This is a genomic window from Shewanella sp. SR43-8 (genome assembly GCF_014163775.1).
Taxonomy (GTDB): domain Bacteria; phylum Pseudomonadota; class Gammaproteobacteria; order Enterobacterales; family Shewanellaceae; genus Shewanella; species Shewanella vesiculosa.
The window spans coordinates 223737-239404 of sequence record NZ_JACJDX010000004.1; the positions used below are offsets into that span (position 1 = coordinate 223737).

General features: G+C 42.1%; 10 protein-coding genes. 6 read left to right on the forward strand and 4 right to left on the reverse strand.

What is annotated here, in order from left to right; genetic code table 11:
* Window positions 1-62 precede the first annotated feature (62 nt).
* On the reverse strand, window positions 63-1469 hold the full coding sequence (locus H5114_RS06835; RefSeq protein ID WP_124017088.1) for an FAD-dependent oxidoreductase: 1407 nt from the start codon (window positions 1467-1469) through the stop codon (window positions 63-65).
* Window positions 1470-1474: 5 nt separating this feature from the next.
* The gene (gene gltB, locus H5114_RS06840) at window positions 1475-5923 is read right to left on the reverse strand and encodes a glutamate synthase large subunit (protein WP_182698321.1); all 4449 of its coding nucleotides are present in this window, start codon (window positions 5921-5923) and stop codon (window positions 1475-1477) included.
* Window positions 5924-6445: 522 nt separating this feature from the next.
* Between gltB and H5114_RS06845 the strand changes: the two genes are divergently transcribed.
* The 3 genes from H5114_RS06845 (at window position 6446) to oxyR (ending at window position 9186) form a co-directional block, all read left to right on the forward strand.
* Window positions 6446-7423: a TIGR01212 family radical SAM protein gene (locus tag H5114_RS06845; RefSeq protein ID WP_182722522.1), complete on the forward strand. Its 978-nt coding sequence runs from the start codon at window positions 6446-6448 to the stop codon at window positions 7421-7423.
* 280 nt (window positions 7424-7703) lie between these two features.
* Window positions 7704-8069, forward strand: a complete 366-nt coding sequence (locus tag H5114_RS06850; protein ID WP_124017091.1) for an Hpt domain-containing protein — start codon at window positions 7704-7706, stop codon at window positions 8067-8069.
* Between the two features lie 190 nt (window positions 8070-8259).
* Window positions 8260-9186, forward strand: coding sequence for a hydrogen peroxide-inducible genes transcriptional activator OxyR (gene oxyR / locus H5114_RS06855; RefSeq protein ID WP_124017092.1), 927 nt, complete (start codon window positions 8260-8262; stop codon window positions 9184-9186).
* Between the two features lie 92 nt (window positions 9187-9278).
* Here oxyR and H5114_RS06860 read toward each other — a convergent pair whose 3' ends face one another.
* Both H5114_RS06860 and mutH read right to left on the reverse strand, forming a co-directional pair.
* Window positions 9279-10289, reverse strand: coding sequence for an adenylate/guanylate cyclase domain-containing protein (locus tag H5114_RS06860; protein ID WP_220487645.1), 1011 nt, complete (start codon window positions 10287-10289; stop codon window positions 9279-9281).
* 232 nt (window positions 10290-10521) lie between these two features.
* Entirely contained in the window at window positions 10522-11190 is a 669-nt protein-coding gene (gene mutH, locus H5114_RS06865; RefSeq protein ID WP_182722523.1) for a DNA mismatch repair endonuclease MutH, read from the reverse strand.
* A gap of 765 nt (window positions 11191-11955) precedes the next feature.
* Here mutH and rppH point away from each other — a divergent pair.
* The 3 genes from rppH (at window position 11956) to H5114_RS06880 (ending at window position 15620) form a co-directional block, all read left to right on the forward strand.
* A complete protein-coding gene (gene rppH, locus H5114_RS06870; protein WP_124017220.1) occupies window positions 11956-12474 on the forward strand; it encodes an RNA pyrophosphohydrolase in 519 nt (172 codons plus the stop codon).
* A 24-nt stretch (window positions 12475-12498) separates the two neighbouring features.
* Window positions 12499-14739: a phosphoenolpyruvate--protein phosphotransferase gene (gene ptsP / locus H5114_RS06875; protein ID WP_182698324.1), complete on the forward strand. Its 2241-nt coding sequence runs from the start codon at window positions 12499-12501 to the stop codon at window positions 14737-14739.
* 80 nt (window positions 14740-14819) lie between these two features.
* A complete protein-coding gene (locus H5114_RS06880; RefSeq protein ID WP_124017096.1) occupies window positions 14820-15620 on the forward strand; it encodes a sulfite exporter TauE/SafE family protein in 801 nt (266 codons plus the stop codon).
* The last annotated feature ends 48 nt before the right edge of the window (window positions 15621-15668 follow it).

Genomic DNA, 15668 nt, shown 5'->3' on the forward strand with positions numbered 1-15668 from the left:
TTATAACAGCTTGTTATTATCAAGCTAACCTAGAATGTCTATCCTGTTAGGCTAGCAAGCTATTAATCTAAATAGTTTAAAATCCCTAATGCCGCGTCTCGACCTTCTGCAATCGCTGTCACGACTAAGTCAGAGCCTCGCACCATATCTCCGCCAGCAAACACTTTTGGATTGGTGGTTTGAAACGGGTTGTCATCTGTTTTATTAGCTTTCACTAGGCCCCATTCATTGGTTTCGATACCAAAATCACTAAACCATGCGGCAGGACTAGCTTGGAAACCAAAGGCAATAATCAGCGCATCAGTTGCTAACACTTGCTCACTACCTGGAATGATTTCAGCGCGTTGACGTCCGCTGGCATCAGCTTCGCCCATTCGGGTTTCAACGCACTCAATCCCGACCACTTGACCGTTTTCAGCTTTAATGGCCACAGGTTGACGATTAAATAAGAAATTAACGCCTTCCTCGCGAGCATTTTGTACTTCACGACGTGAACCAGGCATGTTGGCTTCGTCACGGCGATAAGCACATGTCACGCTTTTAGCACCTTGACGAACAGCTGTTCGTAAACAGTCCATTGCAGTATCACCGCCGCCTAGCACCACGACATCTTTACCTTCAAGGCTTAGATACGGTGTCGCTTCGTCTTGAGTACCCATAATGTGATGAGTATTACCAATAAGATACGGCAGGGCTTGGATCACGCCTTGGGCATCTTCATTAGGCAGTTTTGCTTTCATGGCGGTGTAAGTACCCATACCTAAGAATACAGAATCGTATTCATCTAACAGGCTTTGGAAGCTCACATCTTTTCCGACAGTGACACCCATTTTGAATTTGATGCCCATACCTTCAAGCACTGAGCGACGTGTCGCCATGACCTCTTTATCAAGCTTAAATGACGGTATGCCGTAAGTGAGCAAACCACCAATTTGTGGATACTTGTCATACACTACTGTTTGCACACCATTGCGTGCCAGAATATCTGCACAGCCAAGACCTGCAGGACCCGCTCCAATGATGGCAACACGCTCTTTACGAGGAGTCACTTGAGTCATGTTTGGGCGCCAACCTTGTGATATGGCAGTATCGGTAATGTATTTTTCAACACTACCAATAGTCACAGCACCAAAGTCATCGTTTAAGGTACAGGCACCTTCACATAAGCGGTCTTGTGGGCACACTCGGCCACAAATTTCTGGCAGCGTATTGGTTTCATGCACCAAGTCTGCCGCCTCCATAATCCGGCCTTCTTCTGCCAGTTTTAACCAGTTTGGAATGTAGTTATGCAGTGGGCATTTCCATTCGCAATACGGGTTGCCACAGTCCAGACAACGATCAGCTTGCTGCTTGACTTCTGGTTGTGTAAACGGCTGATAAATTTCAATAAATTGTGTGGCACGTTTCTTGGCTTCATGTTTTACCGGGTCTACTCGACCCACTTCGATAAATTGAAAGTCATTGCTCATAATAATTACCCTGCTTTTACCACTAATTCCGGACTCTTCTGCTCAATTTTTAGCAGGTCAGCAACGGCAATATTCGTTGGTTTAACTAATACGAAACAATCCAACCAGTTTTCAAAATCACTCAATATCATTTTGGCATGCTCACTGCCTGTTTCTTCATAATGAGTTTCAATAAGACCTTTTAAGTGCTGCTGGTGGATTTTTGATTCTACTTTATGGGTGTCGACCATTTCGGTGTTTACCCGACGATTAAAACGCCCAAATTGGTCAAACACATAAGCAAATCCGCCTGTCATACCTGCACCGAAGTTAACTCCAGTTTTACCTAGGATAACCACGATACCACTGGTCATGTATTCGCAACAATTATCGCCACTGCCTTCAACGACAGCGATGGCGCCAGAGTTACGCACAGCAAAACGCTCACCCGCTTGGCCTGCGGCAAATAATTTACCGCCCGTTGCGCCATACAAACAGGTGTTGCCCATAATGGCACTGCGTTCACTCTGGAACGGGCTACCAATAGGAGGATGAATAACGATTTTACCGCCTGACATCCCTTTACCAACATAATCATTGGCGTCGCCGCAAAGCCTAAGTTCAAGACCTGGGCTATTCCAAACCCCAAAACTTTGTCCTGCGCTACCGCTAAAACCAAGGGTTAACGGTTGTTTTGCGCCCGCGACCCCGACTTTAGTGGCAATATAGCCTGACAGTGTTGCGCCAACAGAGCGATCGGTATTATTAATTTGATATTGATAAGTAAACGGTTCACCGAGATCAACTGCCGTACGACAATCAGCTAACAAGGTTTGGTTTAACTGACCCACATCTGATGGCGGATTGATTTCTTTCCATGTCAGTGACGTATTTGGCTGCACTTTAGGCTTGTATAAAATCGGCGCTAAATCTAAGCCACGTTGCTTGTCTGTTTGACCTTCAATCGCATACAACCAGTCGCTGCGTCCGACTAAATCTTCGAACTTGGTGACACCTAATGCTGCCATCCATTCACGCACTTCTTGAGCAACAAACTCAAAGTAGGTCATGACACGTTCTGGTAAGCCGTGATAATGATTATCACGTAAGTTTTTATCTTGTGTCGCAACACCTGTGGCACAGTTATTAAGATGACAAATACGTAAGTATTTACACCCAAGCGCGATCATAGGCACAGTGCCAAATCCAAAGCTTTCAGCCCCGAGTAATGCAGCTTTAATCACATCAGTACCGGTTTTTAAACCGCCATCCACTTGTAAGCGAATTTTATGACGTAAGCCATTTTCTACCAGTGACTGATGCACTTCCGCTAAACCGAGTTCCCAAGGAGAACCAGCATATTTCACTGAGGTGATTGGGCTTGCACCAGTACCGCCATCGTAACCCGATATGGTGATCATATCGGCATAGGCTTTGGCGACACCCGTTGCAATAGTGCCAACGCCTGGTTCTGAAACCAGCTTGACCGACACCAAGGCTTTTGGATTGATTTGTTTTAAATCGAAAATAAGCTGAGCCAAATCTTCAATAGAATATATATCATGATGTGGTGGCGGTGAAATGAGGGTCACACCGGGACGTGCATGACGTAATCCGGCAATTTCCACACTCACTTTATGACCAGGTAACTGACCACCTTCACCGGGTTTTGCCCCTTGTGCCACTTTAATTTGCAGCACATCAGCGTTAACCAGGTAGTGAGCTGTCACTCCAAATCGACCAGATGCAATTTGCTTAATGGCTGAGTTACGTTCGCTATTGAAACGACGCGCGTCTTCTCCGCCTTCACCTGAGTTTGAGCGACCGCCAAGACGATTCATCGCAACCGCTAATGCTTCATGGGCTTCAGGGCTTAATGCGCCAATACTCATGGCGGCACTGTCAAAGCGTGAGTAAAGTGTTTCAGCGCCTTCAACAGTCTCTTGCTCAACTGCGTCAAGCTGGCCTTTAATGCCAATTAAATCGCGCAGCGTTGCCACTGGGCGATCATCAACCAAACGAGTAAACTTTTTATACTCAGCGTAGTTTTTGTCTTTTAGTGAAGCTTGCAAGGTATTGACTACATCTGGGTTAAAGCAGTGATATTCGCCGCCTTCAACATACTTAAGCAAGCCACCTTGTGGTAGCGGTACATGGGCGCGATAGGCCGCAGTATGGAGTATTTTTTGGTCATCGGCGATATGGTTAAAGCTAACCCCTTCAATACGGCTGATTACGCCTTTAAAGCACAATTCAATCACATCACTGGCTAAACCGACGGCTTCAAACTGTTGGCTACAACGGTATGATCCGACGGTACTAATGCCCATTTTTGACATGATTTTACGCAAACCTTTTTCAATGCCATAACGGAAGTTAAGCATTAATGGGGTCACATCATCTATCTGATGCAATTTTGCCATCGCAGAAATAGACTCGTATGCCAAGTAAGGGTAAATGGCTGTTGCGCCAAAGCCGATTAGTACCGCAAAATGATGTGGATCACGAGCCGATGCGGTTTCAACAATAATGTTAGTGTCGCAACGTAAACTTTTATCGACTAAACGTCGCTGCACAGCTCCGACAGCCATTGCGGCTGGGATCACTTGAGCATTTTTTGCAACCGCGCGATCAGACAAGACTAATAATGTTGTGCCACTGCGCGCCAAGCGTTCTGCTTCGTCTGTTATACGACGAATAGCCTGCTCTAAGGTTTCTTGAGCATCGTAGTTCAAGTCAACTGTATTGGCGCGATAGTTAGTGCTATCGAGTCCAAGTAATTGGTTAAAATCGCTGAATAATAAAATTGGCGAATTAAACATTACTCGGTAAGCATTACCTGTGGTTTCGCTAAAAAGATTTTGTTCACGTCCTACACAGGTCGCGAGCGACATTACGTGTTTTTCACGCAAGGGGTCAATCGGTGGGTTGGTCACCTGAGCAAATTTTTGACGGAAATAGTCATACAAGGAGCGTGACTTTTTCGACAATACAGCCATAGGTGTATCATCGCCCATTGAGCCAATGGCTTCTTCGCCTTTGCTGGCTAGTACCCAAATAACTTGCTCTAATTCTTCACGAGTAAAACCAAACTGTTTTTGATATTGCAGCAGTGTTTTGGCATCGAAGCCACTTGAACCTTGTTTTGTCGGCGCAATTTGCTCCGCAGGGATCAATGTCTGACTGTTTTTAGCCATCCACTCTTTGTAAGGATGACGACGCTTTAGGTCATTATCAATTTCAAATGAGTGATACAAGCGACCATTTAAGGTGTCTAAGACTAATAACTCGCCAGGCCCAACACGGCCTTTTTCAATCACTTCATCGGCGGAATAATCCCAAATACCCACTTCAGACGCTAAGGTGAGGATACGATCCTTGGTTATAACGTAGCGAGAAGGGCGTAGGCCGTTACGATCAACTGCACAGGCAGCATGGCGACCATTGGTCATTACAATGCCTGCAGGGCCATCCCACGGCTCCATGTGCATTGAGTTAAAATCATAAAAAGCTTTTAACTCGTCATCCATTTCAGGATTAGATTGCCATGCAGGTGGAATAAGCAAACGCATCGCACGGTATAAATCCATGCCACCGGATAACAGCATTTCGAGCATGTTATCTAAAGAAGACGAGTCTGAACCGGTTTCGTTAACAAAAGGGGCCGCTTGTTGTAAATCGGGTAATAAAGGCGAGTTGAATTTATAAGCACGCGCTCTTGCCCATTGACGGTTGCCGGTAATGGTATTGATCTCACCATTATGAGCGAGATAACGAAACGGTTGTGCTAATGGCCATTTTGGCGATGTATTCGTTGAGAAGCGTTGGTGAAATAAGCAAATCGCACTTTTTAAACGAATATCTGCTAAGTCTGTATAAAATGATGGCAGGTCTGCTGGCATCATTAATCCTTTATAGACTATGACTTGCCCAGAAAGACTAGCAACATAAAAATCTTTATCATCTGTTATTTGTTGCTCAAGACGGCGACGAGCCATATATAAGCGACGTTCAAGATCTTTCTCACGCCATCCCACTGGCGCGTTAATCAATACTTGATAGATTTGTGGCAAGCTTTTCCGGCCAATCTCCCCCAGAACATCTGGATTGATCGGAACTTTACGCCAGCCAGCGACACTTAACGTTTCTCTTTGTAGTTCTTTTTCTAAAATGAACTTCGCTTCATCAGCGCGTTGCTCATCTTGGCTAAGAAATAGCATACCCACCGCAAATTTGCGGCTTAAATGCCAATCATTTTCAGCCGCAATCGCTTCAAAAAAATCTGTAGGCATTTGCATTAATAAACCACAGCCATCACCTGTGCGTCCGTCAGCTGCAATACCACCACGATGCTTCATTCGATCGAGACCATGAATCGCGGTACGCACAATACGGTGACTCGCGTCTCCGTCCATTTGTGCAATCAAACCAAATCCGCAATTGTCACGCTCAAAACTGGGATGATACAAGCTCATACAAAAAACCCCCTAAACCTCTACTAGATACGACTCGGGGTAAATTTGAAGAATATCCATAGATATGCACCCGAACCATCCAAATTAAACCGAGAATGCATAAAGGTCAAACCAAAAAAATGCAACAAACTGAAATATAATTACTAGAAAAAGGTAATAAGCTGTCAAGTTTACGTTAACGTAAACTGTGTTTTTAGCGCTATAACGTTCTGAATAAAAAGAATTTTAGAAAAAAATTAAATTACTGATTACCTTTTTGTAACAATAGCGGTTAATTGTTTTTGAAACAAAAATAATGAATTTTATTTCAAACACAGTCTTTGGGTAAAAAATTATTATAAATGAGTAAATATTCACTTTTATGTAGATGTAAATAAACTAAATTGTTTTAAACGTTATTTAGTTTGTACATAAGTTTATAACTCGCTTGAGTTAATAGACTGTTTTATTGATTTAGCACCAAGACAGGTGTTTATCGACTGACTACACTGGCGAACTTTGGCGTAATAATGAGACTGTATTTTGGGTTTAGATGACTACGTAAATACGTTTGGCCTGTATTGCAAACGTCTATATGGACAAAGGGTAAAAAAATTAACCATTGATGCCCAATTTACTTGTCCTAATCGTGATGGCACCTTAGGGGTGGGAGGGTGTACTTTTTGCAACGTTGTCTCATTCAGTGGTGAACGAGGTAGAGAACAACCGATAGCGATACAATTAACTGAAGGCAAAGTACGTGCGCAATCAGCAAAAAAATGTACTTCTTCGGTGAATATAAATACTGCACCCACAGCTAAATATATTGCTTATTTTCAAGCTTACACTAGTACTTATGATGAGTATGAAGTGCTTAAGCAAAAATATGATCAAGCGCTGGAGGATAGCGATATTGTAGGGTTACATATTGGTACTCGTCCTGATTGTGTTCCTGATCAAGTAATTGATTTACTGGTTGAGTATCAACAACGAGGGATAGAAGTATGGCTAGAATTAGGCTTACAAACCGCCAATGATCATACTTTAAAGCGGATTAATCGTGGCCATCTGTTATGCGAATATCGTCGGACGGTAAAAAATGCCCGCGCTAGAGGCATTAAAGTGTGTACTCATTTGATATTAGGGCTCCCAGGCGAAACGTCGATTGACTATTTTAATAGCTTACAAACTGTATTAGGCATTGGTGTAGATGGACTTAAATTACATCCTTTACATGTTGTTGAAGGCAGTACGATGGCGAAGCAATGGCGTTATAATGCTATGCCATTATTGACCCTTGAAGAGTATGCCGCTGAAGCTGCAAAACTTATTCGACATACTCCAAAAAATATTATCTTTCATCGGGTAACTGCTTATGCCAAAAAACCAATCTTACTCGCCCCAGATTGGTGTGCTTTTCGCTGGGATGGCTTGGTTGCGATCGTAAACGAGTTACGTGAATTTGGTGGGCAAGGCAGTGCATTAATCGCTAGCCAACCTAAAACCTCTTGGGGCGAGTGATCGCTGCGGGTCGATTATTGGCAATCAAATAGGTTCAACATTTAGGTCGATTTTTGTGATGTTATATAGGAGTGATAACTATTATCACTAAAAATTTGGCTGAAAAATTATCAATGTGAGGTATTTTTAAACATTGGTAATACCAGTTGAGTAGTTATGTTGAAAAAATGTGATATTTTGTCATTAAATAGCGGTTAAATATTAGCAAGCCTTGCATAGGGTATTTTACTCGGTATCATATTTATAACTTTATAGCGTTATATTTGATAGAGGTGCCTTAATGGCCACAACGCAGTTAGACTCAATATTGGATCTCAATACGCTTGAGCAATATATCAGTGCCATTGGAGCTGGAACGTTATTGAAAAGCGTCGTGTTATTCGAGCAGCTAATGCCTGAATATATCAGCAGCCTAGTGAAAGCGGGTGATGCAAATGATAAAGACACCTTATGTGCAGAAGCTCATAAATTTAAAGGTGCAGCAGGGTCTGTTGGCCTGAAACGCATTCAGCAATTTTCACAGTTATTACAACACGGTGAAGAAGCTAAATGGGAAACCGAACACAAGGTATGGCTTGCTGCAATCGTTGAGCATGCTGCCAAAGATTTACAACAGTTGAAAGTATACTTGGAAGCAAAAGCGTAATTTCCATTATGCTAGTCACTATCTGTTTAGATAAATACCTAGACGAGTGCTGAAAGTCATGCTGTTTAAGTGCCTCTTATTTAAGGGGCATTTTTTATGGGCCTTTATTTCGATTAGCCCATTGATGTCTTGTTTTTTTGGCTTATTTAATTCACTATTTGAATTAACATAGATAAGGGTAATCGTTTATATGAAAAATCTTCCTAGCCTTAAAAACCTTTATTATTTAGTTCATTTACATCAAGAACAAAATTTTAATCGCGCTGCCAAGATATGCTTTGTGAGCCAATCAACATTATCAAGTGGGATTCAAAACCTTGAAGAGCAACTGGGTTACCAGTTAATTGAACGCGATCATAAATCCTTTATGTTTACTGCTATTGGCGAAGAAGTGGTTGAGCGAGCTCGCAATATTTTAACCGATGTCGATGACTTAGTTGAGTTAGTTAAAAATCAAGGCGAACCCATGACTGGAGAGATCCGCTTAGGGTGTATTCCGACCATAGCGCCATTCTTACTCAGTCGAGTGGTTAAATTATGCCAGCAAGATTATCCCAAACTCAGCTTGTTATTAAAAGAAGATACCACTGAGCGTTTGTTGGATGCGTTAGCCAAAGGTGAGTTAGATCTATTGATATTGGCGTTACCCGTGGACACGAGTGGTTTTCATAGTATGAAAGTCGGTATTGACCCATTTAAAATGGTAATGCATAAAGAGGTATCGCAACAATTAGTGCAACCTATCGACTACCAAAAAATGCCTGATGAAAGTATTTTTTTACTCCAAGCTGAACATTGTATTACCGGACACGCAATAACAGCATGCCAATTGGGTGATAGTGCCAAAATTAATCCCTTTGCTGCCACGAGTCTGCATACTTTAGTACAGATGGTAAACAGTAAACTTGGTACTACATTTTTACCCCAAATGGCTATTGATACAGGGATTTTAACGGATACCGATCTGGTTGCTATCGATCCACCTGGCGAAGCCCCTTACCGTGATATCGGTTTAGTTTGGCGTCAAACTACCAGTCGTATTTCAACGTTCAGAACCTTAGGTTTGGCCATTCAGAAAAAGCTGTTAGCACAAGTGTTACCGAATAAGATCGGTTAGAGACTCATTTGGAGAATGTTGAAGCCTCAATAAATGGCAAGTCGTAATACTTGCCATTTTTGTTATTAACTGACTTCAACTAGTAGAGGGAGCTATTTTATTGGAGCAACACCATACACTTCAGTTGGATGCTTTTTACCCTTTAGCATAATAGGCCCTAAGTCAGTCAGTTGATACTGGCTATTTTGCTGTTCAAGTCGATGCACCACATCCCCTGAGAGCAACATTCTTTGACCGAGTGGGTTACATTGATCTTGCAGTCGAGCCAGAGTGTTTAATACATCACTAAAGAAGCTAATTTCTTGCTTATGAACACCAACTACTGCGGCGACAACTTGGCCACAGTGCGCTGCTGCTTTGAATTTGGGCACAAAACCATATTGCTGTTCAAAGTATTTTCTCTGCCACTGAAGTTGCTGACAAAACTCAAAATAAATATTCATGCAACGGTCATGTTTAATGCCTTGTTCTAACGGCCAGTGGATCAATACTGCATCACCCATATAGCGATAAATTTCCGCTTCATTATCGGTCACCGTATCTGCAAGCATACTAAAGCTGTCTTGAATCAAGCGGCTAAAGCGATAGTCACCTAACGTTTCTGCATGAGCGGTTGATGACACCATATCGATAAACAAGAACAATTGTTGCTCATAACGTGGCTTGTGATATTTACCCATGCCAATATTCAGTAATACTTTTGGGCCTACCAACAGCGACATTTGTTCAATAAAAGCTAAGCTGACCCGCACCACAACAAGATAAACCACTAATGCTTGGAATGATGGGCTGTAAATAATTTGCACCGTAAGCATTTGCCGCAATGTCACCATGTGATTCTCTATGGCCCACATGTTTAAAAATTGTGTCACATACGCTAAGGTCGTTGCCCCGAGTAATAGAAACAAGCCTTTAAATACGACTGAAAATAAATAAGGTAAACGACTGATGGCGCTAAAGTCAGCAATCAGGTTCGACATCCAATGCAAACAGCCAAATACAATGCCCATCATCACAGCAAGTGTGGCTAAATCGGCACTTCCAACTGCCCACTCAGGTAGTTGCGATGATTGTGAGTAACGAAAAAAAACGAAAGAAGCCATTGCTACACACCAGGCAAAAATAGCGAACAATAATTTTTGTGTTTGACGGCGTGCTTTCACGGAGAATGTGGTTGCCTAAATGACTTAGTATATAAGAGGGGTAGTCTATAGAAATTTTGCTTACTTGTGATATTTTATTTCTGATTTAGATCAATAGAAGTGAAGAAACTGCTGCAGTAGTACAAGTTTTTTCGATATTAATAATCATAGTCAGCGCTGTGATTGTGGCAGATTATGAGAATGCATTAGCTAAGATCTGTTGCGTAAAGTTAATTTTAAGGTAAAACCCTCGAGGATTGGATAATTGTATACTGCCATCTTCGGCGATGCTTTCTGTGAGTGCTTTGCTATTAGCCGCTTTTGGTCGTAATTGCAGTACCTCTCCATGACGGGCGCTAATTTTATCCACCTTGCCTAAGGCAATAAGCTCCATTATCTCTTCCCAATCTTGTTGTAACTGTCTGGCTTGATCTCTGTTGGGTTGCCACAGTATGGGGGTGCCTATACGTCTTTGCCCAACAGGAATACTCCGTTCACCTTCAACAGGAACCCATAACACTCTCTGCAATTTATGGTAAACCAGACTATTCTCCCAAGTCATGCCTTGAATATTCGTCAGTGGGGCCACTGTGACATAAGTCGTTTCTAGTGGTTTGCCGTTATGATCAATCGGGATCGTTTTCAGCTCAACGCCTAAATGCAGAAAGTCTTGTTCAGGTTTTGAGCCCGCAAGCGCACCTAATTCAGATTCAATAAGTTGACCTACCCAGCCTTTATCTCTTCGCAAAACCACCGGTACTTCTATTTTATTATCTCTGGCAATATCCGCTAAACAAATGCCTGCCATATTGTGGGCTCTTTGCATTAATTCATTGAGGTTTAAGGGCGATGATTTAGCCATTTGATGATAACTTACCTTTGAGAACGTGGGGGGGCGCTGGCGATTAATACTGACACGCTATGCTATCAAGTAATATTGATTGATAACAAGTTTAGTTAGTTGTACCTGGGTTGGTTGAAAAATAACCGCATTTTGTTTGGGTAAAGTTATTCGCTTAAAATCTTCTGTAGGATGCTGTTTTAAAATGAATTTTTTAACTACGACTGTTTTTATAATATACTTGTCCCAAGTTACACTCGTTTTTCCCCTACATTTCACACATACTTATCCACAGATTTAATGGATAAGTACAAGTTTATGGCTCTTTAACTGATTAAAAACCCCAAGTCAACGTAATAAAATGGCTTTTTTACGGGTTTAATTTAAAATAAGCCTTGTTATTTGTGTATAACTTAAGTTGCTAAATGAGTGATTAGCTATCTCAATTAGGCTTGTGTGTTTTTTGTACTATTGCAGCGATCTAGCATTTTTTGAATTTATTTAAAATTTTAAGTTACTGTTTATATGGAATTATAATATAATTCTCAGCAGTTTTATTCAAAAGGATATTAGTTGGTTTTTAGCCTGTTATTAAGGTTTACCAAAGTTTCGAACAGAGATATCCACAGATTTTGTGGATAATCCACAAAGTGGTTTTGTATAATTGTTGATAATTTTGATTTATTCACATTGTTATTCAATTATCCACAGTAAATAGAGGTTTGCCGATAGGCATGCTTTGTGAAACAATCAAACGATATAAAATTTGTTATTTTCGGAGTCCATGTGATTGATAGCGACGGCTTTCGCGCAAATGTGGGCATCATTATCTGTAATAAATTTGGACAAGTTATGTGGGCCAGACGTTTTGGCCAACATTCATGGCAGTTTCCACAAGGTGGGTTGGATGATGGCGAGTCTGCAGAAGAAGCCATGTATCGAGAACTTTACGAAGAAGTGGGGCTAAGACCTGAACATGTTCAAATTTTAACGTCCACGCGCTCTTGGTTACGTTACCGTTTACCTAAGCGTTTGGTACGCCAAGAAAGCAAACCTGTTTGCATTGGCCAAAAACAGAAATGGTTTTTACTACAATTGAAAGGTCACGATAATACCATTAACTTGAATTCTTCAGGTCATCCAGAGTTTGATGATTGGCGTTGGGTCAGTTATTGGTATCCTGTTCGTCAGGTAGTGTCTTTTAAACGCGACGTATATAGAAAGGTAATGAAAGAGTTCGCATCGACGACATTAGCGCTACAAACGCGCGAATTTAGTAAAAAACGAAGCAAACAACGGAGTTAACTGATTTCAAAGAGGATTGGAACAGTGTTAAATATGCTCAGGGATATTACTCAAGCTGTTGCGAGAGCCAACAGCCTTGAAAGTGCATTAACCATATTAGTGTCACAAACTCGATTAGCGATGGCTACCCATTGCTGTTCTATCTATATCCTTGAACAACAACATCTTGTGTTATCGGCCACCGAAGGGCTAGAAAAATCTGCTGTTGGCCGCGTCAGTATGCCACTATCTGAAGGGTTAGTTGGCTTAGTTGCCGAACGTGAAGAAGCCATTAACCTTGCTGATGCCCGTATTCACCCTCGCTTTAAATTATTCCCAGAAGCTGCAGAAGAAGAATATCGGGCATTTTTAGCTGTACCGATCATTTTTCAAAAACAGGTTGTCGGCGTTATTGTGGTGCAACAGCCCGAAGCGCGTCAGTTCAGTGAAAACGAAGAAGCATTTTTAATGACCTTGGCAGCGCAACTTGCTGTCGTTGTGCGAAGCTTAAAGCACAAGGCGGCCATTACCAATGTGCAGCAACAAGTTGTTTTCAGTGGTGAAACAGCGTCAAGCGGTATTGCGATTGCTCATGGTCTAGTGTTAGGTGGTTTGATTTCACTGGAACAGGCCGAGATCCGATGTACTGATGTTGATGTTGAAATTCTGCGCTTAAAATTAGCCGTACAGCGTTGTAAAGACATGCTGACGTCAATATCGCAACGTTTTGAACGCGAAAAATCTGCTGATGTTGCCTCTATATTTACTGCATTTCAATTACTGCTCGATGATTCGAGTCTCGGTGGCGAGTATGCCCGTGAAGTCGCATTAGGCTGGCAAGCTGAGTCTGCTGTCAGTCGGGTGTCTATTCGCTATATTGAGCAGTTTTTGGCGATGGAAGATCCTTACCTCAAAGAGCGCGCCAGTGATATTCGGGAGCTTGGGCAGAAATTGCTTCGACAACTGATAGAGCCTGGCCGACTGGAATTAGAACCGGATAAACCGGTTATATTGGTCGCAAAAGAAGTGGATGCCACTTTACTGGCAGAGTTTCCGCGGCAAAAGTTAGCTGGGATTGTCACCGAGCGTGGTGGGGTAAATGCTCATGCCGCTATTTTAGCGCGTGCGCTAGGTGTACCAGCTATTGTTGGCGTTGATGAAGTCTTATCCATCGATATTGATCAAAAGCTATTAGTATTAAATGCTAATCGTGGTCAGCTATTGGTATCGCCTTCACCCGCTGTGATAGAAGAGTACCAATTACTGATTGATGCTGATGTTGAAAAACAAAAGCAATTTTCTGCCGAGTTGGGTTTACCCTCTATTACCACCGATGGTGAGCGGATCCATTTGTATCTCAATGCAGGGTTACTCAGTGGTATCGCATCTGAAATAGCAGAATGTGCCGATGGTATTGGGTTGTATCGAACTGAAATCCTATTTATGTTGCATCAACGCTTTCCGAGTGAAAGTGAGCAAATCAATGTCTATCGCCAAGTATTAGATGCTGCAGGTGATAGACCTGTGGTGATGCGTACATTGGATGTGGGTGGTGACAAACCACTACCGTATTTTCCGATTAAAGAAGATAACCCATTTTTAGGCTGGCGCGGCATTCGGTTATCACTGGATCATCCTGAATTATTTTTAGTGCAATTACGGGCGATGCTACAAGCGGCAAGTCACGGTAATCAATTGCAAATATTACTGCCAATGGTCAGTAATTTAGATGAAATAGATCAAACCTTAAAATATTTGGATCAAGCATTTATTGAATTAAGCCAAGAGTTAAATACTATTTTGGTTAGGCCAAAAGTTGGTGTAATGCTTGAAGTACCAGCATTATTATACCAGTTACAAGATGTGGCGAAGCGAGTTGACTTTGTTTCTGTCGGTAGTAATGATTTAACGCAATATTTGCTGGCTGTCGATCGTAATAATCCGAGTGTGAGTTCGCTATTTGACAGTTATCACCCTGGTATTCTTAGAGCTCTTAAACGCGCGGTTGATGAGTGTAAACTGTATGATTTAGATGTGAGTGTGTGTGGTGAACTTGCTGGAGAACCCTACGGCGCCTTGCTTTTAGTTGCTATGGGGTATAACAAACTCAGTATGAACCAAGGCAGCTTAGCGAGGATTAATTTTTTACTTAGACGTGTCTCAAAACAACAGTTATCTGAATTGCTGGAGTCTATTTTACAGCAATCAAATGGTAATCAAGTTCGAGGTTTACTCGCTCATTTTTTACAACAGCATGATTTAGCAGACTTAATCAATATGGATTAGTCGTTTGATTTAATCGGCTTGATAACTCGCTGTTGTGGTTTTTGATAATATTGCCAAGTGTCGCTCTTAAGGATGTCATCGTGGATAGTTTACTGCAGGTCTTTTTAATATGTCTTTTGCTGGGATCCGTTGTGGGTTTTTTAGCCGGCCTTCTAGGTATTGGAGGGGGATTAATTATTGTGCCTGCTCTGTTGTATATCTTACCCTCAGTGGGCATTAGCTCGGTTCAACTCACTCACGTCGCTATCGCTACATCACTGGCGTCGATTATTTTAACGTCTATGTCTTCAGCTGCTGCCCATCATAAACGCGGTAATATTCCTTGGGCGTTATTTAAACCTATTTTACCCGGCATTGTGATTGGTTCTTTAGCGTCAGCATTTGTGTCTGAGCAAATTGCATCGGATGATTTACAGCAGGCCTTCGCCATTTTTGTCGTGTTAATGGCTGTACAAATGGCGTTTCCGTTTAAAGTGAAAACGGGAAGTAGTCTGCCTAATTTTGCCGTGCTATTTATCATCTCAATTTTGATAGCGCTAACCGCTGGGCTAATGGGGATTGGTGGTGGAGTACTGCTAGTTCCATTTTTGAGTTATTGCGGTTTACAAATGCGCCAAGCTGTTGGGTTTTCATCGGCCACCGGAATGCTTATTGCTGTATCCGGTACCATTGGTTATATCATCGCGGGATTTGATGTACCGAACTTACCCGAGGGCTCGGTGGGATACATCTATCTACCCGCATTAATCGGGATTATTATTAGCTCAATGTTGTGCGCGCCTATCGGTGTAAAAGCGGCAAGCTCTTGGCCCACGCCAGTGTTGAAAAAAATCTTTGCTTGCTTGCTTGTTGTTGTAGGATTGAAACTACTAACGAGTTAAGCCTAAACAATAACAAAAATGGCGTTGTTCAAGTATTTGAACAACGCC